The sequence below is a fragment of the Streptomyces sp. NPDC005263 genome, assembly GCF_042872365.1.
GTDB lineage: Bacteria > Actinomycetota > Actinomycetes > Streptomycetales > Streptomycetaceae > Streptomyces.
Genome location: NZ_JBIAKJ010000019.1, coordinates 36,066 through 61,877 on the forward strand (window position 1 = coordinate 36,066; position 25,812 = coordinate 61,877).

Annotated in this window: 21 protein-coding genes and 5 pseudogenes; 10 read left to right on the plus strand and 16 right to left on the minus strand. The window is 68.4% G+C overall.

The window, feature by feature from the left end:
• Positions 1–20 precede the first annotated feature (20 nt).
• On the plus strand, positions 21–2,240 hold the full coding sequence (locus tag ACFYRY_RS41280; RefSeq protein ID WP_389158226.1) for a GDSL-type esterase/lipase family protein: 2,220 nt from the start codon (positions 21–23) through the stop codon (positions 2,238–2,240).
• A 91-nt stretch (positions 2,241–2,331) separates the two neighbouring features.
• A protein-coding gene (locus ACFYRY_RS41285) for an IS5 family transposase (protein ID WP_389158162.1) occupies positions 2,332–3,137 on the plus strand; the annotation gives its coding sequence in 2 pieces (ribosomal slippage) (positions 2,332–2,646 and positions 2,649–3,137; 804 coding nt in all).
• A gap of 15 nt (positions 3,138–3,152) precedes the next feature.
• Here ACFYRY_RS41285 and ACFYRY_RS41290 read toward each other — a convergent pair.
• Together ACFYRY_RS41290 and ACFYRY_RS41295 are read right to left on the minus strand one after the other, a co-directional pair.
• Positions 3,153–4,156, minus strand: a pseudogene (locus ACFYRY_RS41290) (IS481 family transposase).
• The gene (locus ACFYRY_RS41295) at positions 4,153–5,037 is read right to left on the minus strand and encodes an alpha/beta fold hydrolase (protein ID WP_389158164.1); all 885 of its coding nucleotides are present in this window, start codon (positions 5,035–5,037) and stop codon (positions 4,153–4,155) included. Before ACFYRY_RS41295 ends, ACFYRY_RS41290 begins: the two are co-directional and overlap by 4 nt.
• Positions 5,038–5,091: 54 nt before the next feature.
• On the opposite strand from ACFYRY_RS41295, the pseudogene ACFYRY_RS41300 reads away from it, so the two are divergent.
• A pseudogene (locus tag ACFYRY_RS41300) lies at positions 5,092–5,331 on the plus strand (MerR family transcriptional regulator); the annotation flags it as partial.
• On the opposite strand, the gene ACFYRY_RS41305 reads toward ACFYRY_RS41300, so the two are convergent.
• Both ACFYRY_RS41305 and ACFYRY_RS41310 read right to left on the minus strand, forming a co-directional pair.
• Positions 5,220–5,867 carry a transposase gene (locus ACFYRY_RS41305; RefSeq protein ID WP_389158229.1) on the minus strand — a complete coding sequence of 216 codons (648 nt, stop codon included), beginning with the start codon at positions 5,865–5,867 and terminating at the stop codon, positions 5,220–5,222. The pseudogene ACFYRY_RS41300 and the gene ACFYRY_RS41305 sit on opposite strands and share 112 nt — an antisense overlap.
• 21 nt (positions 5,868–5,888) lie before the next feature.
• Positions 5,889–6,197 (minus strand): hypothetical protein, encoded by a 309-nt coding sequence (locus ACFYRY_RS41310; protein WP_389158167.1) that lies wholly within the window; start codon positions 6,195–6,197, stop codon positions 5,889–5,891.
• Positions 6,198–6,423: 226 nt separating this feature from the next.
• On the opposite strand from ACFYRY_RS41310, the gene ACFYRY_RS41315 reads away from it, so the two are divergent.
• Complete coding sequence (locus tag ACFYRY_RS41315) at positions 6,424–7,212, plus strand: caspase domain-containing protein (RefSeq protein WP_389158170.1); 789 nt, start codon at positions 6,424–6,426, stop codon at positions 7,210–7,212.
• 9 nt (positions 7,213–7,221) lie between these two features.
• Entirely contained in the window at positions 7,222–11,283 is a 4,062-nt protein-coding gene (locus tag ACFYRY_RS41320; protein WP_389158171.1) for a hypothetical protein, read from the plus strand.
• 203 nt (positions 11,284–11,486) lie between these two features.
• Here the strand turns inward: ACFYRY_RS41320 and ACFYRY_RS41325 are convergent.
• Positions 11,487–11,808 (minus strand): annotated as a pseudogene (locus ACFYRY_RS41325) (IS630 family transposase); the annotation flags it as partial.
• Here ACFYRY_RS41325 and ACFYRY_RS41330 point away from each other — a divergent pair.
• Positions 11,783–12,079, plus strand: a pseudogene (locus ACFYRY_RS41330) (YihY/virulence factor BrkB family protein); the annotation flags it as partial. The pseudogenes ACFYRY_RS41325 and ACFYRY_RS41330 overlap by 26 nt on opposite strands.
• 55 nt (positions 12,080–12,134) lie before the next feature.
• Entirely contained in the window at positions 12,135–12,605 is a 471-nt protein-coding gene (locus ACFYRY_RS41335) for a phosphatase PAP2 family protein (RefSeq protein ID WP_389158174.1), read from the plus strand.
• A gap of 458 nt (positions 12,606–13,063) precedes the next feature.
• Here the strand turns inward: ACFYRY_RS41335 and ACFYRY_RS41340 are convergent, their stop codons facing one another.
• The 3 genes from ACFYRY_RS41340 to ACFYRY_RS41350 form a co-directional block, all read right to left on the minus strand.
• Complete coding sequence (locus ACFYRY_RS41340; protein WP_389158177.1) at positions 13,064–14,323, minus strand: MFS transporter; 1,260 nt, start codon at positions 14,321–14,323, stop codon at positions 13,064–13,066.
• A 52-nt stretch (positions 14,324–14,375) separates the two neighbouring features.
• Positions 14,376–15,488, minus strand: a complete 1,113-nt coding sequence (locus ACFYRY_RS41345; protein ID WP_389158180.1) for a DUF5937 family protein — start codon at positions 15,486–15,488, stop codon at positions 14,376–14,378.
• 347 nt (positions 15,489–15,835) lie between these two features.
• Complete coding sequence (locus ACFYRY_RS41350; protein WP_389158183.1) at positions 15,836–16,045, minus strand: DUF6207 family protein; 210 nt, start codon at positions 16,043–16,045, stop codon at positions 15,836–15,838.
• A gap of 464 nt (positions 16,046–16,509) precedes the next feature.
• Here ACFYRY_RS41350 and ACFYRY_RS41355 point away from each other — a divergent pair, with 464 nt between their 5' ends.
• Positions 16,510–16,713 carry a hypothetical protein gene (locus tag ACFYRY_RS41355; RefSeq protein ID WP_389158186.1) on the plus strand — a complete coding sequence of 68 codons (204 nt, stop codon included), beginning with the start codon at positions 16,510–16,512 and terminating at the stop codon, positions 16,711–16,713.
• Positions 16,714–16,729: 16 nt separating this feature from the next.
• Here ACFYRY_RS41355 and ACFYRY_RS41360 read toward each other — a convergent pair whose 3' ends face one another.
• The 4 genes from ACFYRY_RS41360 to ACFYRY_RS41375 all read right to left on the minus strand — a co-directional run bounded on the left by ACFYRY_RS41360 (position 16,730) and on the right by ACFYRY_RS41375 (position 20,588).
• On the minus strand, positions 16,730–17,737 hold the full coding sequence (locus tag ACFYRY_RS41360) for a YdcF family protein (RefSeq protein WP_389158189.1): 1,008 nt from the start codon (positions 17,735–17,737) through the stop codon (positions 16,730–16,732).
• 567 nt (positions 17,738–18,304) lie between these two features.
• The gene (locus ACFYRY_RS41365) at positions 18,305–19,444 is read right to left on the minus strand and encodes a hypothetical protein (protein ID WP_389158190.1); all 1,140 of its coding nucleotides are present in this window, start codon (positions 19,442–19,444) and stop codon (positions 18,305–18,307) included.
• A gap of 315 nt (positions 19,445–19,759) precedes the next feature.
• Complete coding sequence (locus tag ACFYRY_RS41370; protein ID WP_389158193.1) at positions 19,760–20,398, minus strand: hypothetical protein; 639 nt, start codon at positions 20,396–20,398, stop codon at positions 19,760–19,762.
• Between the two features lie 13 nt (positions 20,399–20,411).
• Positions 20,412–20,588: a hypothetical protein gene (locus ACFYRY_RS41375; RefSeq protein ID WP_389158196.1), complete on the minus strand. Its 177-nt coding sequence runs from the start codon at positions 20,586–20,588 to the stop codon at positions 20,412–20,414.
• A 123-nt stretch (positions 20,589–20,711) separates the two neighbouring features.
• Between ACFYRY_RS41375 and ACFYRY_RS41380 the strand changes: the two genes are divergently transcribed.
• Both ACFYRY_RS41380 and ACFYRY_RS41385 read left to right on the plus strand, forming a co-directional pair.
• Complete coding sequence (locus ACFYRY_RS41380; protein WP_389158199.1) at positions 20,712–21,239, plus strand: hypothetical protein; 528 nt, start codon at positions 20,712–20,714, stop codon at positions 21,237–21,239.
• A 196-nt stretch (positions 21,240–21,435) separates the two neighbouring features.
• Positions 21,436–22,467 (plus strand): DUF4238 domain-containing protein, encoded by a 1,032-nt coding sequence (locus ACFYRY_RS41385; protein ID WP_389158202.1) that lies wholly within the window; start codon positions 21,436–21,438, stop codon positions 22,465–22,467.
• A gap of 14 nt (positions 22,468–22,481) precedes the next feature.
• On the opposite strand, the pseudogene ACFYRY_RS41390 reads toward ACFYRY_RS41385, so the two are convergent.
• The 4 genes and pseudogenes from ACFYRY_RS41390 to ACFYRY_RS41405 form a co-directional block, all read right to left on the minus strand.
• A pseudogene (locus tag ACFYRY_RS41390) lies at positions 22,482–23,141 on the minus strand (helicase associated domain-containing protein); the annotation flags it as partial.
• 149 nt (positions 23,142–23,290) lie between these two features.
• On the minus strand, positions 23,291–23,827 hold the full coding sequence (locus ACFYRY_RS41395) for a GNAT family N-acetyltransferase (protein WP_389158205.1): 537 nt from the start codon (positions 23,825–23,827) through the stop codon (positions 23,291–23,293).
• Between the two features lie 78 nt (positions 23,828–23,905).
• Positions 23,906–24,706, minus strand: a complete 801-nt coding sequence (istB, locus tag ACFYRY_RS41400; protein WP_389158208.1) for an IS21-like element helper ATPase IstB — start codon at positions 24,704–24,706, stop codon at positions 23,906–23,908.
• Positions 24,703–25,578: a hypothetical protein gene (locus tag ACFYRY_RS41405; RefSeq protein WP_389158211.1), complete on the minus strand. Its 876-nt coding sequence runs from the start codon at positions 25,576–25,578 to the stop codon at positions 24,703–24,705. Before ACFYRY_RS41405 ends, istB begins: the two co-directional genes overlap by 4 nt.
• Between the last annotated feature and the right edge of the window lie 234 nt (positions 25,579–25,812).

Here is a 25,812-nt window from a genome sequence, read left to right on the forward strand (position 1 = left end):
TCGGGGCGGATGCGCTCGTGATGCTCGCAGCCGCGCTGGTGCTACTGGTCGGCGGGGTGGCCGGGCCGGCCGCCGGGCTCGGCGAGGCGCGGGCGGCGGCGAAACAGGCAGGGCAGCCCGGGCTTCCGGCGCTGAACGCTTCCGGTGCGCCCGGGGCCTCGATGGTGACCGAGGCGGACGGGGACCTCCGGCTCGAACTTGACGCGGGGATCGGCTTCGACCGGAAGGAGGTGCAGCGGCAGATCGATGAGGACGCGGAGCGCAACCCTCTCCTCAGCGACACAATCCGGGACCAGTTGGAGAAGTACCCGGTGGGCATCTCCGATGACCCGGAGGCGGAGCGCCTGGACTTCGACGGCACGGTGCGGATCGAGGGCGCCACCGGCCTCTCCCTCACCGTCCCGGCTTCCGAGGTGCAGACCGCTGAGAGCTGGAAGCAGTACTTCTTCGCCTGGGGCATGGGCTATCTGGTGACCTACCAGACCACCGGCTACTGCCTGGTGTTCTTCCCGGAGCTGGCCATCGCCTGCCCCACTCTCGGCAGTTTCACCGGAGGTCTGATCCGGGGTCTGATCACCCAGGCCTTCAACCATGAACTCGGGGACTCCAAGGCGTACACCAAGACCTTCCTGGACGCCCTGAAGAAGGCGTTCTGGTCGCATGCCCAGGCCCGGATGCTGGCGTGGCTCGATAAGGCAGTCCCCGGTCTCCTGAACGCCTACAAGACCGCGCTGCGGAACGTGGTGATCTCCTGGGCGCGGACCGCCGCCAACTGGGTCGCCGATCGGGCGGAGGAGATCGCCTCACTGCTGCCGGACGGCATCGCCGAGTGGGGTCCGCCGCCGGTGAGCGCGCTGAGCACGGTCATGGTGGTCGGCGACTCGATCAGCAACGGCTTCGAGGGCGACTACACCTGGCGCTACCGCCTGTGGCAGTGGTCCCGGGACCAGGACTGGGGCGCGCAGTTCGTCGGGCCGCTGAACGGCACCACGGAGCCGGACAAACCCGAGGCACCCAAGCCGCCCCCACCACTGGAGGACGAGCCGCCCTCAGGTACGGCCCCAAGGGCCCCCCGGGGTGAGTATGCCCGGGGCGTGGAGGCGGCCTTCCTGAACAGCGGTACGGGGCACTACGCGATGTGGGGCCGTCGGCTGGAGCAGAACGTCCCGACCATCAAACCGGTCATGGAGGACATGAAGGCCCGAGGGCAGCTCCCAGATGTACTCCTGGTCGAGCTGGGCTTCAATGACATCGGCTGGCTCGGCGCGGGAGCCGACCTGACCGAGAGGATGAAGCAATTCATCGACAATGCCCGCAAGGCCAACCCCGACGTCCATCTCGTGCTCGCCAACGTCCCTCAGCGCACCACCCTGGGCAGCGCCAACCCGGAACTCGGGAAGCGGACCCGCGCCTACAACGCCGCGCTCAGCGAGCAGGTGAAGGAGTGGAGTACCCCCGCCTCCCCGGTGGCCATCGCCGACATCGACAAAGCGATGGGCTGTGACCCCTCCGCCACCTCCTGTGACACCGCCTACGACGGGCTGCACCCCAACAACCTGGGGGAGTACCGCATCGCGCGTGCCTTCGCCACCACTCTGCACCGCGAGTTCGGTATCGGCACCGCACTGCCGGCCGACCCGGTCGAGGTGGCCGAGCGGGTCGTCGACACCCCGGAGAACCTGAAGTTCGACGGCACCCAGCAGGGCGTCACCCTCACCTGGGACAAGGTGTTCGGCGTGCACGGCTACCAGGTGCAGTGGCGCGACATCACCGCGGCCCCGGACGGGGAGTGGCGGTGGGCCTTCCCGGTGACCAACCGGTGGGACATGAGCCGCCAGTACTACGGCCAGATCTTCGCGGGCCACCGGTACGAACTACGCGTCCGCGCGGCCTCCGGGGACACCGTCAAGTCGGCCTGGTCGGCCATCACCGGTGGCACCGCCCGGCCGACAACGCCCGGTTATCCGAGGAACGTGGATGCCGGGGCAGGTCCCGGCGGTGGCGTCGTGCAGTGGGACCCGCCAACCGGGGACCACAGCGACGGGATCACCGCATACGCGATCTACCTGTGGAGCCAGGACGCGACGATCGGCATCGTCAAAAACTTCAGCGTCTCCGGGACCGCGACCATCGCCGGCTTCCCGAGGATGCCAGCGGGTGACTACATCGTGATGGTCGCGGCGTGGAACCAGTCGGGCGAGGGCAAGATCGCCCTCAGCGACACCATCACCTTCGACTAGAGCGTGTCTCTTTGACGGGTTGATCCGTTGATCGGATGTGTCTGTCCGATTAGTGATCACCGATGCGAGGTGGGACCGGATCGAGCCGCAAATGCCGGCCGATCCGGTCCGCGGACGGCGATGGGCCGACCACCGTCGCACGCTCGAGGCCATCGCGTGGAAGTACCGCACCAACTCGCCCTGGCGAGACCTTCCCGACGAGCTCGGCTCCTTCCAGACCGCTCACGAACGGCTGATCAGATGGGCGGTCGACGGCACTTGGGAGATGATCCTCGCCGCCGTCCTGGCGGCAGCGGACGCCGACGACGACCTCGACTGGACGGTGTCAGTGGACTCCACGGTCGTCCGGGCCCACCAGCACGCTGCCGGAGCACGCAAAGGGGGGCGGCCCGCCCGGAAGAGCCCGCCGATCACGCGCTGGGACGCTCCCGCGGCGGGCTGAGCACCAAGGTCCACCTGGCCGCAGACGGCCGCGCTCGGCCCCTGGCCTTCACCGTCACCGCAGGCCAGGCAGGTGATGCACCCGCCTTCGAGACGGTGATGTCCCGCATCCGCGTGCCCCGCACCGGCCCGGGCCGGCCCAGGACCCGACCCCTGACGGTTCTGGCCGACCGGGCTTATTCCTCACGCGCCATCCGCAGTCACCTGCGGCGCCGGGGCATCCGTGCGGTCATCCCCCAGCCTTACGACCAGGTCGGCCACCGACTGCGGCGAGGCCGACTCGGTGGCCGTCCGCCGGCCTTCGACAGCGAGGCCTACAAGCAGCGGAACACCGTCGAGCGGTGCATCAACCGCCTGAAGCAGTGGCGCGGCCTGGCCACCCGCACCGACAAGCTGGCGATCGACTACCAGGCCGCACTTCACCTCGCGGGCATCCTCATATGGATCCGGCGCTGACCAAAGAGACAGAACCTAGCTGTATGAGGCCGTGACGTTGGTGACACCTCGGTCGAGGGCTGCGGCGGGTGGTCGACCGCCGATTGCTCCGTGAGGGCGGTGGTAGTTGTAGTGAACGTTCCAGGTGGCGAGAGCGCGGAGCGTTGTTGTTCGGAGGTCCAGGTGCGGGCATAGAGGAACTCTTCGGCCAGGATGCGGTTGTACCTCTCCACCTTCCCGTTGTGCTTCGGTGTGTAGGGCTTGGTGCGCTTGTGTTTGGCACCGAGCAAGGCTCTGGTGAAGGCGTCGGCGCGGCAGCAGGCACCGTTGTCGGTGACGATTCGTTCGATGTGGGTGATGCCGTGCATGGCGAACCACGCCCGTGCGCGGTGCAGGAATCCGACTGCTGTTGCGGCTTTCTCGTCCGGCAGTGGTTCGGTGTACGCGAGACGGGTGCGCCCGTCGACGACGGAGTGCAGGTACACGTATCCACGTTTTCCGGTCCTGGTCTTGGTGCGGGCTGCGGCGCGGGCTCGGTCGGAGTCGTGGCCCTGGGCGCGCCAGCCGCCGCCGTCGGGGATGCGCCCGACTTTCTTGACGTCGACGTGCACCATGTGCCCGGGCCGCTTTGCAATGATCGCGCGTGGTTTGCGGTTGGAGTCACCGTCGGGGTCGATGAATCTTCGCTGGTTCAACCCGAGCTGCCCCAGTACCCGAGTGACAGTACGGCGGCTGATCGTGACGCCAGTCTGGTTGAGTTCGAACGCGATCCGCGCCGCGGACCATTTGTGCTCCCGCCGCATCGACTCAATCTGCTCCACGACATCGGGCGGCGTCGCGGTCGGTTGGTGGTGCGGGGTCGACGAACGGTCGAGGAGGCCGATGTCGCCGTGCTTGCGCCACCGGTTCACCCACTTCGACGCGCACGCCCGCGAGATACCCATCTCCCCTGCGACGTGCGAGATCGGACGAGTCTTGCACCGTTCGATCAGACGGCGACGCCCCTCGATAGACAGCGATGCATTGGCATGAGTTCTCACCTGTCCGTACCCTTGCCGTGGCACGTTACGGATTGGGCGAGCCAGTCGCTGAGAGCGCGAGACACACGCGACGGCGTTTCGACAGGGGCAAGGTGCCCAACCTCGCCCAGCACGGTCACGCGTGGATTCCCGGGGAGCTGGTCTTGCAGTTGAGCTGCCTGGTTGACAGGAATCCAGGGGTCCTGCTCGCCCCAGCCGATCGTCACCGCGCAGCTCACCTGTTGCAGGCGTTCCGCGACCGGCCTGGTGTCTTCAGGCCGGAGCGCAGCGATCTGACGGTAGAAGGCCGGCTGACCCGACGTCCCCAACCACGGCTGACTCAAAGTACCTACCCAACCGGTTGTCAACTGGTGGCGTGCCGCACCGGCGATGTACTCCTTGACCAAGGCCGTGTGGAGCGTGGCTGGGAGTTCCGCGAACACGTCGGCATGGTCGGCGACCAGCCGGAAGAAGGGCGATCCCCACGGATCGAGTGTCACCACGTCCCAGAGGAACAGACCCGCGTACTCACTGTCGTGAAGCAGGTGAGCCCCCAGTGTCACGGCTCCTCCGATGTCGTGCGCGACGACGTATGGTCTGTCCAGGCGCCAGTACGGGAGCAGCTGAGCGAATCGTGACATCTGGGAGGCAAGATCGATCGGTACTGCCGGATCCTTCGGTGATCTGCCGTAGCCGGGCATGTCCCACAGGAACACCCGATACCTGCTGCTCAGGTGCCGTGCAGCCTCCGCCCATACCTGTGACGACCACGGCGTGCCATGGCAGAACACCACATCTCCCAGCGGAGTCCCCCGCTCGGGGACCAGTACGTATGTTGCGACGCTTGCCCCGTCGACGGTGACGTGGACAGGATCCGGCAGCCGCGATTCCCTCGTACTCATGGGATGAAGCTAGAACCTCAGGTCGACCTGAGGTCAAGCAGGGATAATGGCCCCATGAAGATCGGAGAGGTCGCTCACCGTCTTGGAGTAGCGGTGCATGTGCTGAGGCACTGGGACGACGTAGGTGTCGTCGTGCCCGACCGCACACCGTCAGGCCAGCGCGACTACAGCGAGGAGCACCTTCACCGCTTGCGGGTTCTGCGGGCATGCCAGGGCGTCGGCATGAGCCTGCCGGAGATCCGGCAGGTTCTGCACCGAGGTGAACCCGAGAGAACGGGCGTGATCGAGCGGCAACTCCACAGGATCCGGACGCAGCGAGCACAACTCGAGGATGCCGAACGATTCCTCGTGCACGTGATCAACTGCGAGCACGACCTACTCACAAGGTGCGATGCGTGCACGAGATATGCCGCAAGCGTCCCCCTGAACGAGGACGAGCACGTGACGCCGTCAACAACGCCCTGACCCGCAACAACTAGCCAGTCGATGTCGCCGGCCGCGTCCGCGTGGTCCTGGACCTGCTGAAGGGCTCGCGTGAACACCCCGTCCAGGGCGTAACGCCGGAAGTGGGTGTAGACCGTCTTCCACGACCCGTAGGGCTCCGGCAGCTCACGCCAGGAGATCCCCGTACGGATCTTGTAGACCATGCCGTTGATGACCTGCCTATCCTCTATCCGCGGCCGCCCCGTGGCTAGCGAGCCACCCTCGCCGAGGGACTGGCCGCATAGATCGTCTACGCGCTTCGAAAGGATTGACAATGTGAGGCCTCGCACCGCGCTGCAGCGCCGGTCTGGGGCCTCCCACACGCGTATCCGCGAGGGGCGGGACATTCATGCACGCGTCTGTGTGCCCTACTCCGTTTGCACGGACACGGCTACGGTGCCCGGATGCGCGGCGAGCGCTTGGTCGACGAAGGCGCGCAAGAGCGCCAGAGCGTAGGGCACGGTGACGTCCTTCGTCCACGTGGTGTTGTGCTGGCAGCATTCCAGCTCGAAGCGGTGTGCCCCGTGGGCGAGTTCCATGTGCGAGGCCCACGGCTTGCGTCGGCAGGGGCGGCTGCGGAGGCGGTGCCGCTCGGTCGACTCCAGATGCTTCTGGACGATGTCGACGTGGAACCGGCCGGGCAGGGTCTGCCCCTCCAGGCAGCCGCGGCTCGCCATCGTCGGCGGCAAGCCTCCCGCAACTGGTGACCGTGCTGGAGCGCAGTTAGCGGGCCCCTTTCCAAAGAGGGGCTGAAAGTCGGTAAATGCACCGCAGATGGTGTGAGCGCCCCGCTAACCTGACGAAGCACCCGGGACCGTGTGGGTGTTGACATCGGAGGTGGGTGCACACATGAGGCACGCGGCCCCGCGCCGGCGCGGGGAATGCGGGACGTCGGCAGCGCGCGTGGGCCCGAGAGCGACGAAGCTGCATCTCGTCGCCGTCGGAGTCGACCGCTACCGCGACGCCCGGATCAGGGATTTGTCTTGCGCCCGCGCGGACGCCGAGGCCGTGGCCCAACTCGTGGAGAAGGTCCTCCCGGACGAACGCAGCGTCCACCTGCTCCTCGACGAGGACGCCACCAAGAAGAACGTCATGGTCGCGATCGGTGAGACACTCCCTCGCATCGTCGGCGAGGACGACGTCGTCCTGCTCTACTTCGCGGGCCACGGCAGTCCCGAGACGGACGGGTTCCAGGACGATGCCGGACGCTATCTGGTCGTGCACGACACCGACTACGACAACGTCTACGCCACTGGCATCGACATGGAACGCGATCTGCCCAGATGGTTCGAACGGCTCGGGCACGCACGGTTGTTGCTGCTCGTCGTCGACGCCTGCTTCAGCGGACGCGCCGGGGGCCGCACTTTCGAGGGGCCCGCACTGCGCCGGAACCGGGCAGAGATACGTGGCCAGGAACCGGTGGTGCTGAGCCGGCTCGATCTCGGCGAAGGCAGGCTCATGCTGTCCGCCTGCACAGACCTGCAGGTGGCACGGGAGGACGCGGCCATCGGACACGGCGTCTTCACCCACTACCTGTTGCGGGGGCCCGCCGCCGACGGGGAGCCGACCACCGTCGGGATCCACACGCTCTACGAGGAACTAGCCCGATCCGTGCGGGCGCACACCGACGGACGGCAGACCCCGGTCATCAACGGGCGGTCGGAGTTCGCCCGGCTTCCGTACCTGTGGTAGGTGAGCGGCGTGGCTCAGGCGTACTTCGGCGAGTACAACCACATCTACTTCCTCGAGGGAGCCGACGGGCTGTGCGGCATCCGCGACCGCGCGCGCCGTGGCGCCACGGTCGCCTTCGCCGAGGAGCCCCTGGAGGATCTCGCGCCTGAACCAAGGGAGGAGCCAGGGTCCTCGTACGAGCGGCGCCTCGTTTCCCAGATCGTCATGGACGGTGTGCACCACCAGATGCCGGGCGGCTTCGGGCGAGGGCTGGCGTACTCGCGCCAGGGTTCCACGGAGCCGGGGCACGCTTCGGTACTGCTCCGGATCTCCCTGCCCGCCCTGGCACGCTACCGCGTCCGCTGGCAGAGCACGGACCGGCACGGCGCGGTGTTCGGACTCGGGCAGGGCATCACCCTGACCGTGCACACCGCCCTCGACTGGGACTACCGAGACGGCTGCTTCTCCGTGGAAACCGCCGGGGCCGAAGGAGAGGTCGTCTTCGTCGTCGACAGCCGAGCACCGGACAGGGGTGTCCAGGACCGGGTCATCGTCGTGGCCCGCGGGTACGAGCGCGCAGCACTCCGGGCACGGGCCATGTGCGGCCGGGGAATGGTTCCCGCCTTCGTGGTCGGCGCGGAGGAGTGGGCGGACCCCGCCACGCGGCGGCGCCTGCTCGACGGCGTCGAGTGTTCTCTCGTGATCGGCGTGGGACTGGCCGACCCTGGGAACGAACCACGCTTCGTGGCGGCGGACCCCAGCACCGGTACCTGGCCCGGCTGTCCGCCGCTCACGGCGACGCTGACGGCACCCGACCGGCCGGACACGCACGGTCCTGCGCTGTATCTCGCGATACAGCACGGGGCGCGTCTGGTCCTCGACCCGAGTACCGGCCCCGGTCTGCACCTTGCCCACGACGACGGCACCGTTCTGGCGGAGTGGCAGCCCGGTGAACTCACGGGGGTGCCGCTCCCGGGACCAGGAGAGGGGCCCGAACTCGTCGTATGCGAGAGCACCTTGGAGGACCTCCTGGTCTGTCAAGCGGTCGGCTACGCGGACGCTTGCGCACATCCGGTGGCATTCCTACCGCCGTTCGAACCGGGTATCGGGTTCGCCGGAGCCGTCGGCGACCCGGCGGAACTGGTACGCCGGGCGGCACGCGTGGTACCCGGCTCGCTCCGGCGTCCCCACGCCCACACCCTCACGATCTTCACGCGGGACCTGCCCCTCCACCTGACACCCGTGTCGGACACCGATCCCGGCCTGGGGCACTGGAAGGATCACCACACGATCGCGCACCTTCCGGGGCGCACGGGTGCCGTTCTCGTGCCACGTGCCCTGCGCGGGCCGACCGAGCGCGCCCCGGACGCCCCCGTCAGCGTCGTGTTCGACGCTCTGCAAGCCTGCGCCTCGACCGAAGGCGAGGTCTATTCGCGCCGGCTCGCCGAGGGGCTGTCACATCCCCTGGTGCTCGCCGGACCGCGGGCACGCCGGAAGGTGCTCGAAGAGATCCTCCGCCGAGTGGAGACCGACCTGGTGGTGCTCATCGCCCACGGCGAGGGCGATCACTTCGACGATCACGACAACGACGAGATCTCCAGCGGGCTGATCAAAACCTGGAAACTGCGCGGAATGCCCGTGGTCTTCAACAACTCCTGTTCCAGCTGGGCTACTTCGGGCGAAGCGTTTATCACGGCGGGCGCCCGGGCCGTGATCGCCACGCTCTGGCCGGTCACCAACGCCGACGCGGCGTCCGTCGGTGGCGGTTTAGGCGAACTGCTGCACTCCCGGCCCGAGACGCCGGTTCCCGATCTGCTCGCCACCGCGATCCGGGAAGCGCCGGAGCGCTCCTTCGAGGCAGCCGCCGCCTACGTCTATGTAGGCCTTCCCGGTGTCACTTCTCTCGCGGTGCCGGCACTGAACGACCAGGAGACGATCGAGCTCCTGGCCAACATGTTCAATACCCTTTTCGACTGCCTGAAGCAGCTCCTGGTCGAGGGCGACACCGGCACGGCACTGGAACTCCACCCGGTTGTCACGGCCAGTCTCCACCGCCGGTTCTCCGCGCTCGTCCGGCCTGGCGAGATGCCGTTGCATCTTCCCTCGCCGTGGACCCAGCTCACGACGCTGGACGTCGGCTTCCTGATCGGACTGGCCCATCTCGACTTCGGCAGGCACCTGTTGCAGGCATTGCCCAGATCCCGGCAGCGGCCCGTGCTCGCGCAGATGACCGGTCTGGCCATGGGGGTGTTGCGAGAACTACTCGAATGGGAGGAGAGGCACGACCGGCATCGGGGGCGCCCTTTCACCGAGGCCGAGCAGGCTGCCTCTCCGATTCAGCTCGCCGCCCTCGGCGATCACGGATTCTACAATCTCGGCTCCAAGTTCGCCCTCAACGACCTTCTGCCGCTGGCCGCTTCCCTGGCCCAGGTCGCGGAGCCGGAGCCGTGCCGCGACGCCGTGACCATGTTCGAACTGGCGGCCAAGCTGGTGACCGTTCCGAGCGATCTGGAGCCGGACGGCTCTGTCACCGACAAGGCCCTCATCCAGCGGATCCGCACCGGAAATCCCATGCACAGCACGACGGTATGGAGCCGGGACGGCAGCGGCACCGGCCATGAGACCGTCGATCTACTTGCCTTCGCGGTCCAGGACAAGGGTGAACTCGCCAACAGGTTCGGGGTCGTCCGTCTCCGACTCCAGGAATTCGACGCCGCCGTCGCATTCTTCGAGGCCGCGGGCGAACTCGCGACGGCGGGATCGCCTGTCGCGGTCAACGCGGCGTCCAATCTCGCCACGGCACGCGGGCTCACCGGTGACCGGTCCGTCACGGACCAGCACAGTCGCTCCTTCACCGTCCAACTGGCCGCGGGAGACGTGGACAACGCGCTTGTCACCGCAACCAATCTGCTGCTCCACGCGGCGCTGGGCGGCCGCCGGGTCGACGAGGCGTTCCTCGCCCGAATCCTGCCGCTGACCGAGCGCATCGCATCGCCGGTACTGCGCACGGCGCACAGATCAGCTGTGCTGGGCGCCCTTTCCGTCTACCACGCCTCGGTCGGCGACCACGCGCGGGCCGCCGAGGTGTACGCCGATCTGGTCCCCCTGCTGAACCGGTCCCAGCGGGAGACCGTGTGCCACCTCAATGACCTGGCCGAGTGGTATTACCAGCAGGACGACCACGCCCGAGGCGTGGAGCAGGGCTTCCGCACCGCCCAGGCCCTGGACCGGGCGAAGCTGCCGGTGGAGGCCGCGCTCTCCTATCTCCAGGTCGCGAACTGCGTGCTGCTGGCGCCTGGCAATGTATGGCGGAAGCGGTACCTGCGGCGCTTCCTGCAGTGCTCGCGGAGGCTGGGGGAGCTCTCCCGGATTGATCCGGAGGTAGCCCGCAGCGAGGAGGAACGGCTCGGTCAAACTCTGGAGAACACCCGTGGAATCTGGTGCCAGTTGCAGAGCCTGGGCCTGCGTCGGCTGGCGCTGCTCGCGTACGAGGCGCAGAGAGCGTGGCCCGACGGTGAGGTGCACGAGTCGTGGGAGACGCTCGCGCACGCCTTCCATCGCCGCAACGTCGTCACCGTGCACGAGCTCGCCGCCCAGGGTCTGCTGCGCAGGGACGCCACCGTGCGATTGGGGCCGGGGCCGCACGCCACCGTGTCAACGGTGACGCGCAGGTCCGACTCCCCGTCCTCCGGACGTCCCGGGGTGTACGCGACGATGCCGTTGCACGGCACGGGACGCCTGGCGGGCACGGACAACGTCCGGCAGGTCGGCAGGGGCGTCGTCTTCCGCCTCGGGCCGGGGGAATACGCGGCGGTGTCGGAGCACGGGGTCGAGGCCGTTGTATCCGGCGTGCACGGCGGCTCCCTCTATCGGGGCCTGTGGGGAAGCCGGATCTTCACGTACAGCCTCGTCATCACCGTCCCGGCCCCCATCGGGGCAATCGATGTCCGCTGCTTCCGTGTCGCGGGAGCCGATCCGCAGGTCCGTAAGGTGAGGGAGCCGACCGGCACCCGCGTTTACGTGACCGCCGAACGCCCGTGGCTGTCCCACATCAGCGTGGCAGTCGATGATGGCAGCGGCCCGGCCTCATAACGGCACGGCTCCGCACCGCCGCGCATCTACTGCGCCGCCACGATCCGTTCCACCGCGGCCGTCACCAGCCGGTCGCGTTCCGCCTCTGTGAAGACGTCCATCGATAACCGTGCTGGTCTCGGCTACCGAGCCCAGATGAAATTCCTTCGCACGCGCGCCAGGGCTCCACGAATGCCCTGGCCGTGGACCTGGGCGTCTCCCGCAGCACTCGCGATCTTCTTGATCTCGCGGCGTTCGGGCAGCGTGAACGTCTTCGGCCTGCCGCCTCTGCCCTTCGGATGGAGGACATTGAAGCCGTCGGTGTTGAAGTTGTGGATCACATTGCGGACCCGGTCGTCTCTGGTGAACGTCACCTCGGCGATCCTCGCAGCGGGCATGCCCTGCGCGGAGAGCAAAATCATCTGGGCTGGCCGCCAGGTCACCACCGAGCCGGGTGCCCTTGCGGACGATCCTCAGCAGGCGCCGCCCCTCATAGCTGTCGATCTCACGGACCCGTATCCCGGGCAGCTTCCTCGCCCTGGTCATCTGGATGATCGCCTCCGCCGCCTTCGCGTTCTACGTCGCGAACTTCGCCTCCTACAACAAGACCTACGGCACCATGTCCGGCGTCATCGTCTTCCTCCTGTGGCTGTGGATCACCAACCTGGCCATTCTGCTGGGGCTGGAGTTCGACGCCGAGACCGTACGCCAGCGGGCCATCGCGGGCGGCCACCCGGCCGAGGCGGAGCCGTACACCCAGCCCCGCGACACCCGGAAATGGGACGAGGAGGATCGGCGCCGCCTGGGCGAGACGTGACCCGCCACCTGATGATCTTGGGTGTGGGTCGGTGACCTCGGGATACTCGCCTCCCATGAGGCTTCTGGCGGGGTTGCGTGACGCTGATCGGTCGCTGACCAAACAGGCGGCCTTCCGCGTCCCGCCCGGCGTCGGCAAGGTGCTCTCGGCGGTGGAGGAGACGGCTGAGAGCACGAAGCTGTGGTGTGGCGCCGGTGCCGCGATGGCGTGGGCGGGCGGGTGGCGCGGCCGTAAGGCGGCGGTGGCCGGACTGGGTGCCCTGGTGATGGCACAGCTGATCTCGAACGGTCTGTGCAAGCAGCTGGCCGACCGGCCCCGGCCGCCGAAGGAGTGGTTCCCCCACGACGAGGTCGAGGACCGCCCCGACTCCTCCTCCTTCCCCTCCGGACACACCGCCGCGGCAGTGGCATTCACCGCCGCTGTCGCACCCGCGTGGCCGGCCGCCGGAGCAGCGTGCGCCGTATTCGCCGCCATGGTGGCGCTCGAGGGCGCGTGCAAAGCGGCGCCCACTACCCAAGTGACGTAGCCACCGGCGCCGCCATCGGCCTGGCCAGCGCCTGGCTCACCCGCCACGCCCCCCGCCTGATCCGCCGCCACTGGCTCCTTTCAAGATCGTCCAGCAGCCGGCGAGTGTCGTCGGCCGCTTGGCGAGGGCGGTGACGGTCAGGCGGGCGCCCAGGAGGCGTGTCTGGCCGGCCGCGATCGTCAGGCCCAGGCCGGTCCCTGTCCCCGGCACCGTGATCCGAAAACTGCTGACGGCAGGGGATGTGCGGGTCTGCCAGGAGGTCGGGCGGGCTCTGGCCTCGGCCTGGCCATCGTGCGGGATGTCGCGACGTCGCACGGCGGCACCGTCTTCGCATGCACCAGAAAAGGCGGCGGCGCGGAAGTCTGGTTCAGCGCGGGCGGCTCACGACGGGTGCGGCGAGCCTCGCTCACGGCGCTCCGTCCGGGATCGGGGCTGGTTGGAGGACAGCAGGGGGTCAGTCACTGGGCGGACTCCGGCGCGACTGCCGGTTGTTCGGCCTCGGAACCAGACGGGACGCCGATGCGCAAATGCCCGGGCCGCTGTGCTCTGGCTGTGCGGGCCAGGGTGAGCGCGGCACTCATGGCCAGAACGACGAGGGCGGCGCCCGAGAGGAGGAAGGCGTCCTGGACTCCGGTGAGTGCGATGGTGGTCGAGGCCACGAAGGGGGAAACGGCCAGGGCTCCTGCCACTCCGGCCTCCCACAGACCCAACGCCTTCGCCAGATGGTGGCTCGGTATGCGCTGCTGCACCAGCGCGATCAGCGGGATGTCTGTGAGGGCTGAGGCCAGCCCGGTGGCGATCAGGAGCACTGCGGCCCCGGCTGTGGAGGTGACGATTCCGAGCGGCGCACGGAAGATTCCGAGCAGGGCCCAGGCCAGCACCGCCGCCAGGGCGAGTCTGCGCATCCGCAGGCCGGCCAGCAGGAGCGCCCCCGCCACTTCGGCGACCCCGGCGACGCCCAGCAGCAGGCCGTAGCGGCCGCCCTGCCCCACGACGGCGACCAGCCCCACCGTCAGGAAACCGCTGGTCAGAGCGAGGGCGAGCACGAAGGTCACGATGACCACGAGGACGTCGGGAGCGGCCCGCACGGCCTTGAGCCCGGCGGCGAGATCGGCCCACAGGCCCGCCTGGCCGGCGGCCGGGACGGGGCGGGTCACGCGGAGGGCGGCCACGGCGCCCGCCGAACCGAGGAAGGTCAGTCCGTTGACCACCAGCGCCGCCCGCATGGAGCCGTAGGCCAGCAGCGGCGCGAGCATGAGCGGGCCGACGAAGAAGGCGGCCCGGAAGGCGACTTGCAGCAGCCCGTTGGCCTGCTGCAGACGGTCGGCCGGGACGATCTGCGTGACGATGGCGTTGCGGGCCGGGGCGAACGGGGCGCCGATCAGGGCCAGCAGCGCCGTGGTCGCCACGAGCAGGGGCAGGTCCAGCAGGCCGAAGGACAGCAGCACCGCGGCTACCGCCACCACGGCGACCCGGGCCAGATCGGAGGCGATCATCAGCTTGCGGCGGTCGTAACGGTCGGCGTACGAGGCGGACACGAACGTGGCCAGGAACGCGGGCGCGAACGCGGAAACGCTGACCACGGCGACGGCCGTCGGGTTTTTCGTCAGCGACCAGGCCAGCCAGGCGGTCGCGGCGGTGTACAGGCCGTCGCCGAAGCGTGAGACGGCCTGGCCGACGAAGAGAAGCAGGAAATCGCGGTCCCTGAGCAGTGACATGCCGCCACTGTCGGATCCCCTCCCACACCTGATCCACTTATTAGGCAGATGGCTAATCAATGGGGTCGCTGGCGTGCAGGAAGCTCTCCAGGCTGGGAGCGAGACTTGCCACCTGTCCGGGCAGGAGCCGGTAGAGGACGTAGTAGCCCTCACGGCGGCGTTCGAGCAGGCCCGCGTCCGCCAGGACCCGCAAGTGTTTGGACAGGGCGGCCTCGCTGACGCCGACGAGCGGGGCCAACTCCTGGGTGCTGCGCGGGCGTTCGGCGATCAGTCGGAGGGCGCGCAGGCGGGTGTCGTCGGCGAGCGCGCGGAGCATGGCGAGGAGCTGTGTGGGAGGAATCCTGGGGCGGGCTTCCCGGGCGATCGACGAGACGGGAAAGACGAGGCCAAGCGGCCAGGGGCCGTCGCAGTTGACCCGTACGTGCGGCCACACGTAGGCGCTGGGGGCGAGCAGCAGGGTGTCGTCCGGGCCGATGGCGACCTCGTGGTCGTGCGGGCGCTCCAGCCAGAAGCGTTCGGCCTGCCGGTCGCTGCGCACCTCCGGCCACAGGCCGCGGAGCATGCCGTACAGTCCGCGCTGTTCGATCTGGTGCCCGGCCTCGCTCACCCCGGCGGCCAGTTCCGGTTCGATCCGGGCCCATTCCTCCTCGAACGCTTCCCGCCAGTAGCGTTCCAGCATGCTCAGGAACCTTTCGAGGAGTGCGCGGGGGTCGTCCAGGAGCATCGCGGCCATCGCTTCGTCGCTCTCACGTGTGACACGCTCCCGCAGCAGGGCGCGTACCTCCGGTTCCCGCAGCGCGTGTGGATCCCTGCCCTCGCCGCCGCCCGGCCACGGCGCAAGCAGCGGGACGGCGAACTCCAGCCGGACCAGCTCCGGGTCCGCCGTACGCAGGCCGGCCAGCTCGCTGCCGAAGTCCGCCAGGCCGCCGGTCGGCCGCGGGAAGAGGAACTCGGGAAAGTACGAGCGCACCGCGTAGGAGAACGCCTCGATCTCCCGCTTCAGCGCCGGCGACAGCTTGCGCATCGCGCGTACCCAGCCGTGCTGGACGGGGTGGTGCTTGGGCTCCACCAGCACATGAAGGCTCAGTACGGCTTCCATCGTCGGCGAGTAGGCGAACCCCACCCGATCAGCACCACCAGCGGGCACCCGGAACACGATCGTCATGACTCGTCATCCTCGCCGTCCGGCGTCCCCGGAGGGAGCCTGCCGCGCGAGACGGTGGTCGGTGATGCTGACTTGACGAAGACCTGTGCGTCGTTCTCGCCGTGGGCCGTTAGCACTGGACAACGGACAACAACAAACCCTGTCCATAACTTCGGCTCTGCCACCCACCCGGGCCGCAGCGTCGGGTCGGACACGGGGGCGGCGAGCATCGGTTCCGGCAGCGTCCACGTCACAGCCCCATGCCTTCCACCCGGCCCATCCGTCCGCAAACCGGGCGGCGCGGGCACACCCGACCACCGGCCCGACCACGGCTGGTCAGCTGGGACGCGACCGCCCCGCCTGCAGCGCTACGAGCCGGGTTCCTGGCGCAGGTCCAGGGAGCAGCACAGCCGTACACCGGGCTCGCCGGGCTCCCGGGTCGTACGGTCCGCCGCTGCGATCGCGCACTGTGCGGCGAGCAGCTCCTGGATGGCGAAAGCGGTCTCGTCATCAGCGGCCGCGACCTCCACCACGGCCAGCCCCGGCTCTGCCACATGCGCGTCAGTAATCTGCCTCATGCCCGGCACTACGCACCGGCGCCCACAGAAGTTCTCCGATCCCGGCGTCTTCACCCGACCGAGTAGGGCCCCGCCCTCCGCTCTGCCGCGCGGCAACATCCCTTGCAACAACCCTCACAACAACTCTCGCGACATCTCTTGTGCGAGCCTTACCGACGCCGCCGCATTCGTGCAGGTCACCCCCCGCCGTACGGGCATGGTCGGGCCTCTGACATCCCCGTTGCGGCCGCTTTTGCCCATGACCTTGCTGGAGTGGGAGGAGAGGGATGGCAGGAGTGGGTGGGCGGACGCGGCCGGGGATCGGGGCGCGCTCAGCCGGTTGCCCGTCGGCCGGGACCGCCGCGCCTGGCCGCCGTCAGCCCGGCCGCGGAGGCAGGGACGGAAGTTGCCGACGCCCCGGTGCTGTCCTTCCGGTGCCGAGCCCCATCATTGGCTGGAAGGTCTCGCCGGCTGGAAGTGCCGCTGTGATCGTCCGACTCCTGGGTGGCCCGCTCGCCGGTCGCGTGCTGGGGCGGGCCGGTGACGGCGAGTTGAAGCGGCACCTAGGGCTGACCGACGCGGTGCTGATCGAGGCTGTCGACGATCGCCGCGCACGCCGAGGCGTCCTGACGCGAGCAAGACTCCGGGAACGGACCTCGACGGCGGCGAACCGCTGGGCCGGCGCCTGATCGGGGCGCCGGCGCTTCAGTGATCGAAGACCGCCGTCGCCACCGGCACTGCCAGCAGCAGGCTGAGTCCGACCAGGGGGAGGCGGTCCAGCCACAGGATGGCGGCGAATTCGCGCAGTGTCGCGGCCAGCCAGTAGGCGGGGGAGGTCGGCGTGCCCACGACGTGCACGGGCACGCCGATGCGGCGGGCCAGCAGGGTGGTGCGGTAGACGTGGAAGCAGCTGGTGACCACCGTGGCACGGTGGCCGGGAGCGGTGCCGTCCACGAGGGCCGCGCTGAAGCGGAGGTTCTGACCGGTATTGACGGAGCGGTCTTCCCGCACGATCTGGTCGGCGGGAACTCCGCGTCCGCGCAGATAGTCGGCCATCGTGTCCGCCTCGGAGTGGATCTCGTCGTCGCCTTGGCCGCCCGAGACGACGAACACCACACGAGGCGTGTCCGGTGCGCGGGCGGCGTCGATCGCGAGGGCGCGCTCCAGCCTGCGGGTCAGCAGCGGGCCGGGCCGGTCGCCGTCGAGCCCGGCACCCAGGATGACGACATGGGTGGTTTCCGGCAGGGGGGTGCTACGGCCCCGGACGAACACGTAGCCGGCGAAGACGAGGAAGAGCAGAGTGAGGTATCCCGCGGCCGCGTTCACCGCGACCACGAGGGCACCGAACGCCTCGCCGCCGACCGCGTGGAAGACCGCGTCGAGGCCGAGCACCGCCAGCACCGCGCAGCCGGCGGCCCCGGTCGCCAGCAGGGCTGCCTGCGGTCCGTGGCGCCGGGTCAGGAGGACGCCGTCGGCCAGCAGCAGCAGGCCCAGCGCGAGTGCCAGGAGCAGGGCGGCGACGGCGAGGACGGTGGTGATGGTCGGGTGGGCTGCCGCACTGCGACCGGCCACGCCGAGTCCGGCAGAGGTCACCGCGAGGCAGAACAGGACGGCGGTGGAGAACCGGTGCGGTGCCAGCAGGGCGTTGACGACGCCGCCCGCGGCGAACACGACCGCGGCGAGGTACTCCGGGTACTCCGGTATGTGCCGCACCGCTCCGCTCTCCCGCCCGCCGGGCCGCTGCCCGTACCCGCCCGCCTCTCGCCGCCCGCAGGTTCTGCACCCGGTATGGACGGCTGCCGGCCATCCTCCCAGACATGCTGTGGTGCGCCGAACGCGGGCGGGCAGTGGTGCGTTCGGCGGGACCGGCATGTCGTGCCGGTGTGCTGCCCGGCGGCCGCCCAGGGGCAGCTGGTGTGTGAGGTCCGCGATGCGGGCCGGCTGGCCGATCCGCTGGCCGGCCGCCGCCCGCCGGAGCGCGGCTAGTTGGGCGGCCGGGGCCTGATGCTGGTCCACTACGTGGCCGACCTGGTGCGCCGTGCGCTTTACCTCAGCTTGTGACAGCGCGCGGGCGGCCACCTGTCCGGGGGGGGGGGGGGCCGCCCGCACCGCTCCTCTCGCGGACCTTGTATTCAGCCCCGCACCGAGGACCGGTAGGCGTCGTCCTGTGGCGCCGGGGACTGACGTGTCAGGCGGAAACACGGCATCCCCCCACCCGAACCGGGCAGTGGGCTCTGGCATCAGGTGACGCAGCGAGGGCGGTCAGCGGTGGCCGATAGATCACGCCTCATGCTTCCTGCGGCACGAGAAGTGTTCGGGCAGCCCTTCGGGTCCTTGAAGGCTTGCGGGCTGACCGCAGCCGAAGCGGCAGAGCGGGATCGCTTGACCCGACGCGTCGACCGGAACCCTGGCGGTCTCGGTTTCTCGGGGGCGGGACTCAAGGACGATCGCGCGGCTGCCACGTCTCTGCTTCGGTTCAGCCCGCACCTCTGAAGCCGGACGGTCCTCGGTGCACCTGTCGCGCCGGCCCCCCTGTCGTACGGATGGCTGGCGCTCCCTGTCGTCCAGTGCGGGCCCGTTCGCCTCGAGGTACTGCTGCCATTGCTGAGCGGGGAGCCAACCGTGGTGGCCGCCCCGCTGGAACGGGACCCGCTCACCGGCCGCAGCTTCCACGATGAACCGGGTAAGGGTCAGGCCACCTTCCCCTGTGAAGGCGCTCGACTGATGGGCGGGCATGAGGACGCGGTGCCAGCCCCCGCAATACCCGGCGTCGGTGGGGTTCTCCGGGTCGTAGGGCTTCTCCGGGCACCGTGTGAGAGCGCCGTTCTGGCTGCACTGGCCCTCCTCCAGGACGAAATTGCCGTCCTGGACCGCGATGGGGTTCTTCTGCACGCGGATGACGGAGGCCGGCAGGTTGGGCGTGCGGACGTAAGGGACGGTGCCGATGCCTGCGTGGTCGGGGTCGGCGAAGTCCCAGACCGACTGAATACCGCCGCGGCACCGGAACCCCTCCCGTGCACGCATTCCGCGGGCTGTCTGGACGCTCAGCTGAGGCTCGTAGCCCAGGACGATGCCGTTGGCGCCGTTGATGCGTACATCGAGGCGCGCGTGCCCGTCGGCGGTCTGCGACTCGATATCGGCGTGAAAGCCGTGATCTTCGGAGTCCTTCGCGACGCGCTCCTTACGGGCGAGGTGCTCGTCGGACTCATGACTGATGGGCTTCTCCCCGGGCTTCCGGTAGTGGGAGGCAAGCCATACGCCGTCACGCTGGACGAGGTACATGGGAACGCGCCGGCCGCGGAGATCCCGGCAGTCGGGGCAGATGAGCCCGCGCTTCTCGACAGGAACACGTCCGCGCATGCGCAGGAGCACGTTCAGGAGGTCTTGGCCTAGCGGGACGCCGAGGTCGGGACGGTCCAAGTCGAGGTTGTGGCCGGCCGGTTCGTAGAAGACGGGGTTGCGGAAGAGGTCTTCGTCGCTGTCGATCTGAAGGTCGTCGTCCATTGGTACTCCCCGCAGCCGCCACGAGTAGGACAAACAACGCTAAGGGGAGGGTCTGACAATCGGGGCTGAACTGAGGAAACAGGGCGCACCGAGAGACACAGGGGGCCGTGGGCCTACAGCGCCTACAGCGAGTCAGGTCCCCACAGCTTGCAATCCTTCCTCCGGATCCTCTTCGCTCGTAGCTCCTGTGCGGTGAACACGGAGCCACCCGCTTTGGGAGCCGGGCCAGTGTTACCAGCCGTCATCGTCCCCGGCTTCAGCAAGCTGCTCTTCCTCCGCGAGCCGCCGCATGTCCTCGTCGACGCGAGCTGACGCGAGTGAGTCGCCTTCGCCAAATCGGATCAGTTGTTCTGCTGGGCTGTAGAAGCGGGGCGTGGCGCCGAGGCTGGCGCGGCAACCGCGGCACCGCCACGGCCTGCGCAGGGTGACCCAGTGGGCACGGGCGCACGACGGGCATTCGGTGAGGTAGGCGTTCGGGCCGTACGCCGCGCCCCACCATGCGTGACCGTAACGGGCCCGATATCCGGGCTGATTCGGACTGCGGTGTGAAGGCCAGCCCAGCAGGACCAATTGACCGCCGGGCCACCGGCAGCTGCAGGCGCCGGTGCAGTGGCAGGCGCGGACCTTGCCGAGCTCTGTTGCCTTCTCCCGCCGGGGTGTATTCGGTCCCTTGACCTCCAGCCATGTTCCTACCTCAGGTAACCAGAAGTCAGGCACGTACTGGGTGCCGGAGGGAAGGACAATCAGCTCGGGCTCGTACTCCCACAAAATGCCGAGGCCGTCGAGCGTGACGGCCCAGTCAGCTTCAAGACGGGACCGGAATCGAGTGCCGGCATAGGTCGTGGGGACGGCGTCCATGGGCTCGGTCATCGCGGTGTTCCTGTCAGGCGTGCAGCTGAACGGGATAACCCTGGTCATCGATCTCACGCAGAACGTTGACAGCGAGCATGAGGGCGATCATGGCGTTGGCGGCGGTGCACTGGACGGTGCCGGCAGCGTGGGCGGTGGCGTGCCGGTTGCAGCCCTTCGGGGCCAGCCGTGCATCGAAGCCGTTCGTCACCCAGACCCCTCCCTTGTGCGTTGGAGCATCTTCCGGCATAGCGGCCTGCGCTGACCAGGTCACGGGCGGCTGGGGGTTGAGCCGGAGGGAACACTGCCCGGAATCTCCGGTACACATGGCGGCGTGAAGCTAGGCGACCTCAGCCCACTGATGACCCGCCGCCGCGAAGGCAGCGGCTTCAGCTATGACCGTTTCCGAGCCGACCCTGCACTGGCATCGCTGCACTGGCCGGACGACGTCCTCGAGCAGTTTCTCTTCGATCACGGTGACAACGGCGCCTTCGTGCATGACTACGGCGGCATCGACCTGCGCGAGGTCAGATGGCAGCTTGAGACGATTCCGGCCGCTGACTTCAGTGAGATGCCGACCGGAGCGTCCGATGCCGGCTGTATCGAGAGCTATGCAAAGAACCCGGTGTACTGGGTCGAACTTCGCCCTCACAAGGTAGGGCAGCACTGGGAAGAGCACGGGACGTGGATGCGGCCACCGGTCCTGATCGACAGACGGCTCCTAGCCCCATCAAACAGCGGCCTTCAGGTCCTGGAGGGCAGAACACGTGTCGGCGTCCTGCGTGGACGCCTGCGCGAGGGGCTACGCGTCGCTTCTCACCACCAAGCCTGGGTCGGACGTCCACGAAACGCCCCGGACTAGAACGCGGCATTGGTGAGCTGGACCCGTTGGGCAGCCCTGGCCGGGCGGGGCTAATCAGCCGTTTCCACGCGGTCGCAATAATTCGGGGCGGTCGGCAGATGGCATTGAGAGAATCGGGCTGTCAACACCCGCACCAGCCGTGCCTACCGCGTACACGCTGCAGCGCGGCCATCGAGCGGGAGGTAGGGGGAGCGGCATGGAGTGGGAGCTGGTCAGCCGAGTGGCCAATCCGTGGGGCCAGGTCCCGGTGTCGGGCGGCGGCCGAGCGGTGAACCCACGCGTGCAGGAGTACATGGCGAACGTGGCGACGGCAGCGGCACGACGCGACTGTGTCTCGCGCAGGCACCACTACGTTCCCCAGGCCTACATGAAGGCCTGGAGCCCCGATGGCAAGCGAGTACGGGTCCTGGACACGATCAACGGCTTTGACCGACTCCGGGGCCTCCGAGACACCTGCGTTCGGGAAAACTTCTACCGCGTTACAGACCCTCTGGGCGCGCCGCACAATCAGGCTGAAGCGATGCTCTCCGTCATCGATGACGAGGCCGCAAGGCTTTTGCGCCTGCTGCGTGGATGGGAGCCAGACGACGACATGGACTTCGATGACTTCATGTCGCTCGCCGTGGTTCTCGCCTTCCAACGCAACCGCACACCGCAGCGCAAGCGCCTGATGGAGGCGCAGGACACCTGGATGAGAAAGCGCGCACTGCAGGAAACCCCGACCCTGACGACGACGGGATTCGTAGGGAGTCTCTTCCACAGCGCGTACGCGGCAGCCGACGAGCACTCCACCCGACAACTTGAGCTGTGGGACGACCCTCAAGCGCGGTTGATCACCAGCGACCAGCCAGTCATCCTGTCGACCGACGCCTCCGGCCGCGCTCCTTCGACACTGACGAGCCAATACATTTGGTGGCCCCTCAGTCCTTCCCGCCTGCTCGTGCTTAGCCAGAACCTGCAGCCGCGAAAGATCGTCCATCGCATTTTGGCCCGTAGAGAGGTCGACCGACTGCGCGCGGCAGTCATCAGGAATGCAGAAGCAGCGGTCATCGCCCTTCCACAGGACACGGACCTTCCTGCCGGCCGAAGCCTGCGACGCAGACCGCAGCTGTCCGCAGACTGCACGCCCATCGATCCGAAGGCACACCGGTGTCGCATCGAGCTTGGCACCGGTTACGCGGCAGAGACCCTCGACCGGACATGCCGACCTTTGTGCGCCATGGTGTAGTGCTGGCTCACCGATTACGCCCACTCGACGCCCAGCTTCCGCAGTGCGTCCAGCTGGTCCTGGGTGAGCTTGTCCCGCCTGGTCTTGATGTTGCTGTACCAGATGCCGAGTTTGGTCTCGGTCCCGTCGGGCAAGGTCTCCACCGCCTTCCGAGGCACCTGCCCCTGGCCCTCCCGCTCGATCCACTGCGTGAGAGCCTGAAGGCCCCGCTGGAACGCCTGCTGCGCCTTGTTCGGGCCCTTCGTCGCACGCGTGGCTGCCGGGGCGGGAGACGGAGCCTCGAGCGGCTGGACGCCCAGCGTGGTCAGCCGTTCCTGCTGTTCGGCCGACAGTAGTTTCCAGGTGCCGGGCTGTTTCTGCCTCTGGAGCCACTTGCCCAGGTCGTCGCCGTCGAAGGTCACGCCGGGTGCGATGTCGGGCAGGTGGCCGTCGGCGTCGACCAGGTCTGCGAGGACGCGGTAGTGACGCTGCCAGTCCAGCGGCCAGAGGCAGTCCCAGTCCGGGTCGATCGCGGCCAGTTGCTTCGCGCGCTGTGCCGCCCGCTCCGGGTCCTTGCCCAGGCCGTCCTTCCGGCGGAGGTTGGCCATGTGCTGCCCGATGGGGGCCATCGCCTCGCCTTCGCCTCACACGGCGTCCTGACGCGGAGCGAGGTGCCCCGTGGCCCTCCGGTATGGCTTCGTAACCGAGAGCTGACACCGTTTGTCGTCGAGTTCGAGCACCACTTGTTGATCACAGAGCCGGAAAATGTCAGCGAGAACTGACACCGCTGTCACCGGAATGGGGTTTTGTTGCCCCGCTGGACGGCCTTCACGGAAGGGGCCCGTCACATCGGGAGGGAGAACAAACGCACTGGCTTTGAAGGCCAGCGTGCGTTGTCGCGCAGGGGCGTCACCATGGTCCGCAGTGGCATGGTCACCAGGCGGTTTTCGGGTTGTTCGACAAGCACCTCCTTGTCGAGGGGGTGCCATCCGAGGCGCTGGTACAGCGGTGCGAGGGGAGGCCGGCAGAACAGGAGCGCGTGCTGAGGACCCATCGTGCGAGCGTGGTCAAGTGCCGCTGTGACCACGCGCCGGGCCAACCCCTGGCCCTGCAGGTCGGGTGCAACGGCCACTCCACCGACGCCTACCACCTCTGTCTCGACATCGCCGATCGCAACAGGCAGCCGGAGGAGGCCGGCGTGTGCCACAAGCCGGTCGCCGTGTCTGATACCGAAGTGCTCTTTTTTGGGCAGCCAGGTCAAACCGACCGCGGCAACACCGAAGGGATCATCGCCGTCACCGAGGATCTCGTCCTGGTCCGTCTTCGTGTACTGAGGAAGCCGCACTACAGCCGGTGCTACGGAGGATTGGTTGTCAGACATCCCCACATGATGATCTCTCTTTCTAGGTCGGGCCAAGTGATCGATCAGTCGATCACCGGAAGCAGGACTTGTGTGAGGTCAGCTGCCAGAGTTTTGTGCTGCGGCCCGGGCTTGGGTGATGGCGAGGCGGTAGGAGTCGGTGCCGGTCTGGATCAGGTTGCCGCCGAAGGTGAGCCTGTCGACGATGGCCGCGCAGAGCCGGGGATCGGTGAAGGTCTTGGTCCAGCCGCTGAAACTCTCGTTCGAGGCGATGGCGACGCTGTTCTTCTCCTCACGTTCCGTCAGAACCTGGAACAGCAGCTCAGCGCCCCTGCGGTCCAGCTCCATATAGCCCAGCTCATCGATGCACAAAAGATCGACACGGCCGTAGCGGGCGATGGTCTTGGTCAGCACCTTCTCGTCCGCGGCCTCGACCAGCTCGTTGACCAGCTTGGTCGCGAGTGTGTACTTGACCCGGTAGCCGGCCATCGCTGCTTCGGTGCCCAGCGCGATCAGCAGGTGCGACTTGCCGGTGCCCGAGTCACCGATCAGACACAGCGGCAGGCCCTTCTTGACCCACTCGCAGGTCGCCAGCGTGTGGATGACCGCCGGGTCCACGCTGGGGTTCGCCTCGAAGTCGAAGGCCCGCAGCGACTTCTCGCGGGGGAAGGCGGCAGCCTTGATCCGTCGTTCCGAGCGGCGGCGGGCCCGGTCGTCGCACTCGGCCATCAACAGTTCGGCGAGGAAGCCGCGATACGACATCTGGTCACGGGCGGCCGTTTCGGCGAGTTCGGGGAACTGGGCCCGGATAGTGGGCAGCCGCAGCATGCGGCATGCCTGGTCGACAGCGGCGTCGGCGGCCTGTTCGGTCAACCCGCGGTGGCGTTTGAACGTCGTCATGGCCTGTCTCCCTCGGCGGCGGATCGGTCCGGCCGCCGCGGTCGCAGCAGCTGGTCGTAGGCCGCGACAGACGGCAGCGGCCGGTTGTCGGGCGGCAGGTGGGCCAGCCGCCGTTCGGTCAGGAACGTCACCCTGGCCCGGTCCGGCTCCGGGTCTGCTGCAACGGGCGGGGCGTCGTCGGCCTCGGCAGCCTTGCGGGCTTCCAGAGCGACCGCGTCCGCGGTCAGAGCGCCGACCCGCAAGGCGGCGGCGAGCCCGGTCACCAGGTACTCGTGGTGAAGGTGCCGGCCCAGCAGCAGGACCTCGATCAGCGCCCGGGTCCCGTCCCGGTCGCCATGGGCCTTGCAGGCCGCCGCCCACCACGCGTCATGGACCGGGGTGAACTTGCCCGCGGAGCGGGCCTGTTCCAGGGCAGTCGCACCGGGGAAAGCGCCGGGCTTGCGGACCAGGGCCTCCAGGTAGTGGTCCAGATCCAGGCGGGACTGGCCCTTGGCGATCAGCCGCTCGTGCCGGGCGACTTCCTTGCGCCCGTCGTGGACGACGACCTCGGAGGCGTGCAGCATCACCCGAACGGTGCGGCCGATCAGCCCCACGGGCACCGAGTAGCGGTTCGTGCGGACGCTGACCTGCGCATATCGGTCCACCCGCAGACTGAACAGCCGACCGGTCTCGAACGGCTCGTCCGGCAGTGGCTGCAGCAGCGGGCGTTCGACGGCGAAGTACTCGCCGATCGTCCTGGGCCGCGACCGGATGCGGCGGTCGTCGTCCTCTACATCCCACCGCTCGACCATCGCGTTGAGTTCGGCGAGGGAGGCGACTTCCGGGACGGGGACCAGGTGGTTTCTCCGGAACCAGCCGATCTGGCCTTCCACCCCGCCCTTCTCATGGGCACCTTCGATTCCCGGGCGGCAGTACATGCTTTCGATGCCGTAGTGCGAACGGAACGCGGTCCACCGCTCGTTCTCTACCCTCGCTCTCGACAGGCCCAGCACCCGGGCGACCGCGGCCCGCAGGTTGATGCCCCTATGGATGTCAACTCACGGCTCCAGCGGAGTCTGGATGGTCAGCCGCCGTTTCTGAGGGAACGATCAGCCGGTAGATCTCGC

Bases quoted from the DNA above. Each gene is read 5' to 3' on its own strand.
- ACFYRY_RS41280 (WP_389158226.1), top strand. From the start codon at position 21: ATGCTCGCAGCCGCGCTGGTGCTACTGGTCGGCGGGGTGGCCGGGCCG.
- ACFYRY_RS41295 (WP_389158164.1), bottom strand. From the start codon at position 5,037: ATGAGTACGAGGGAATCGCGGCTGCCGGATCCTGTCCACGTCACCGTC.
- ACFYRY_RS41305 (WP_389158229.1), bottom strand. From the start codon at position 5,867: ATGTCCCGCCCCTCGCGGATACGCGTGTGGGAGGCCCCAGACCGGCGC.
- ACFYRY_RS41310 (WP_389158167.1), bottom strand. From the start codon at position 6,197: ATGGCGAGCCGCGGCTGCCTGGAGGGGCAGACCCTGCCCGGCCGGTTC.
- ACFYRY_RS41335 (WP_389158174.1), top strand. From the start codon at position 12,135: ATGAGGCTTCTGGCGGGGTTGCGTGACGCTGATCGGTCGCTGACCAAA.
- ACFYRY_RS41340 (WP_389158177.1), bottom strand. From the start codon at position 14,323: ATGTCACTGCTCAGGGACCGCGATTTCCTGCTTCTCTTCGTCGGCCAG.
- ACFYRY_RS41345 (WP_389158180.1), bottom strand. From the start codon at position 15,488: ATGACGATCGTGTTCCGGGTGCCCGCTGGTGGTGCTGATCGGGTGGGG.
- ACFYRY_RS41350 (WP_389158183.1), bottom strand. From the start codon at position 16,045: ATGAGGCAGATTACTGACGCGCATGTGGCAGAGCCGGGGCTGGCCGTG.
- ACFYRY_RS41370 (WP_389158193.1), bottom strand. From the start codon at position 20,398: ATGACCGAGCCCATGGACGCCGTCCCCACGACCTATGCCGGCACTCGA.
- ACFYRY_RS41385 (WP_389158202.1), top strand. From the start codon at position 21,436: ATGGAGTGGGAGCTGGTCAGCCGAGTGGCCAATCCGTGGGGCCAGGTC.
- ACFYRY_RS41395 (WP_389158205.1), bottom strand. From the start codon at position 23,827: ATGTCTGACAACCAATCCTCCGTAGCACCGGCTGTAGTGCGGCTTCCT.
- istB (WP_389158208.1), bottom strand. From the start codon at position 24,706: ATGACGACGTTCAAACGCCACCGCGGGTTGACCGAACAGGCCGCCGAC.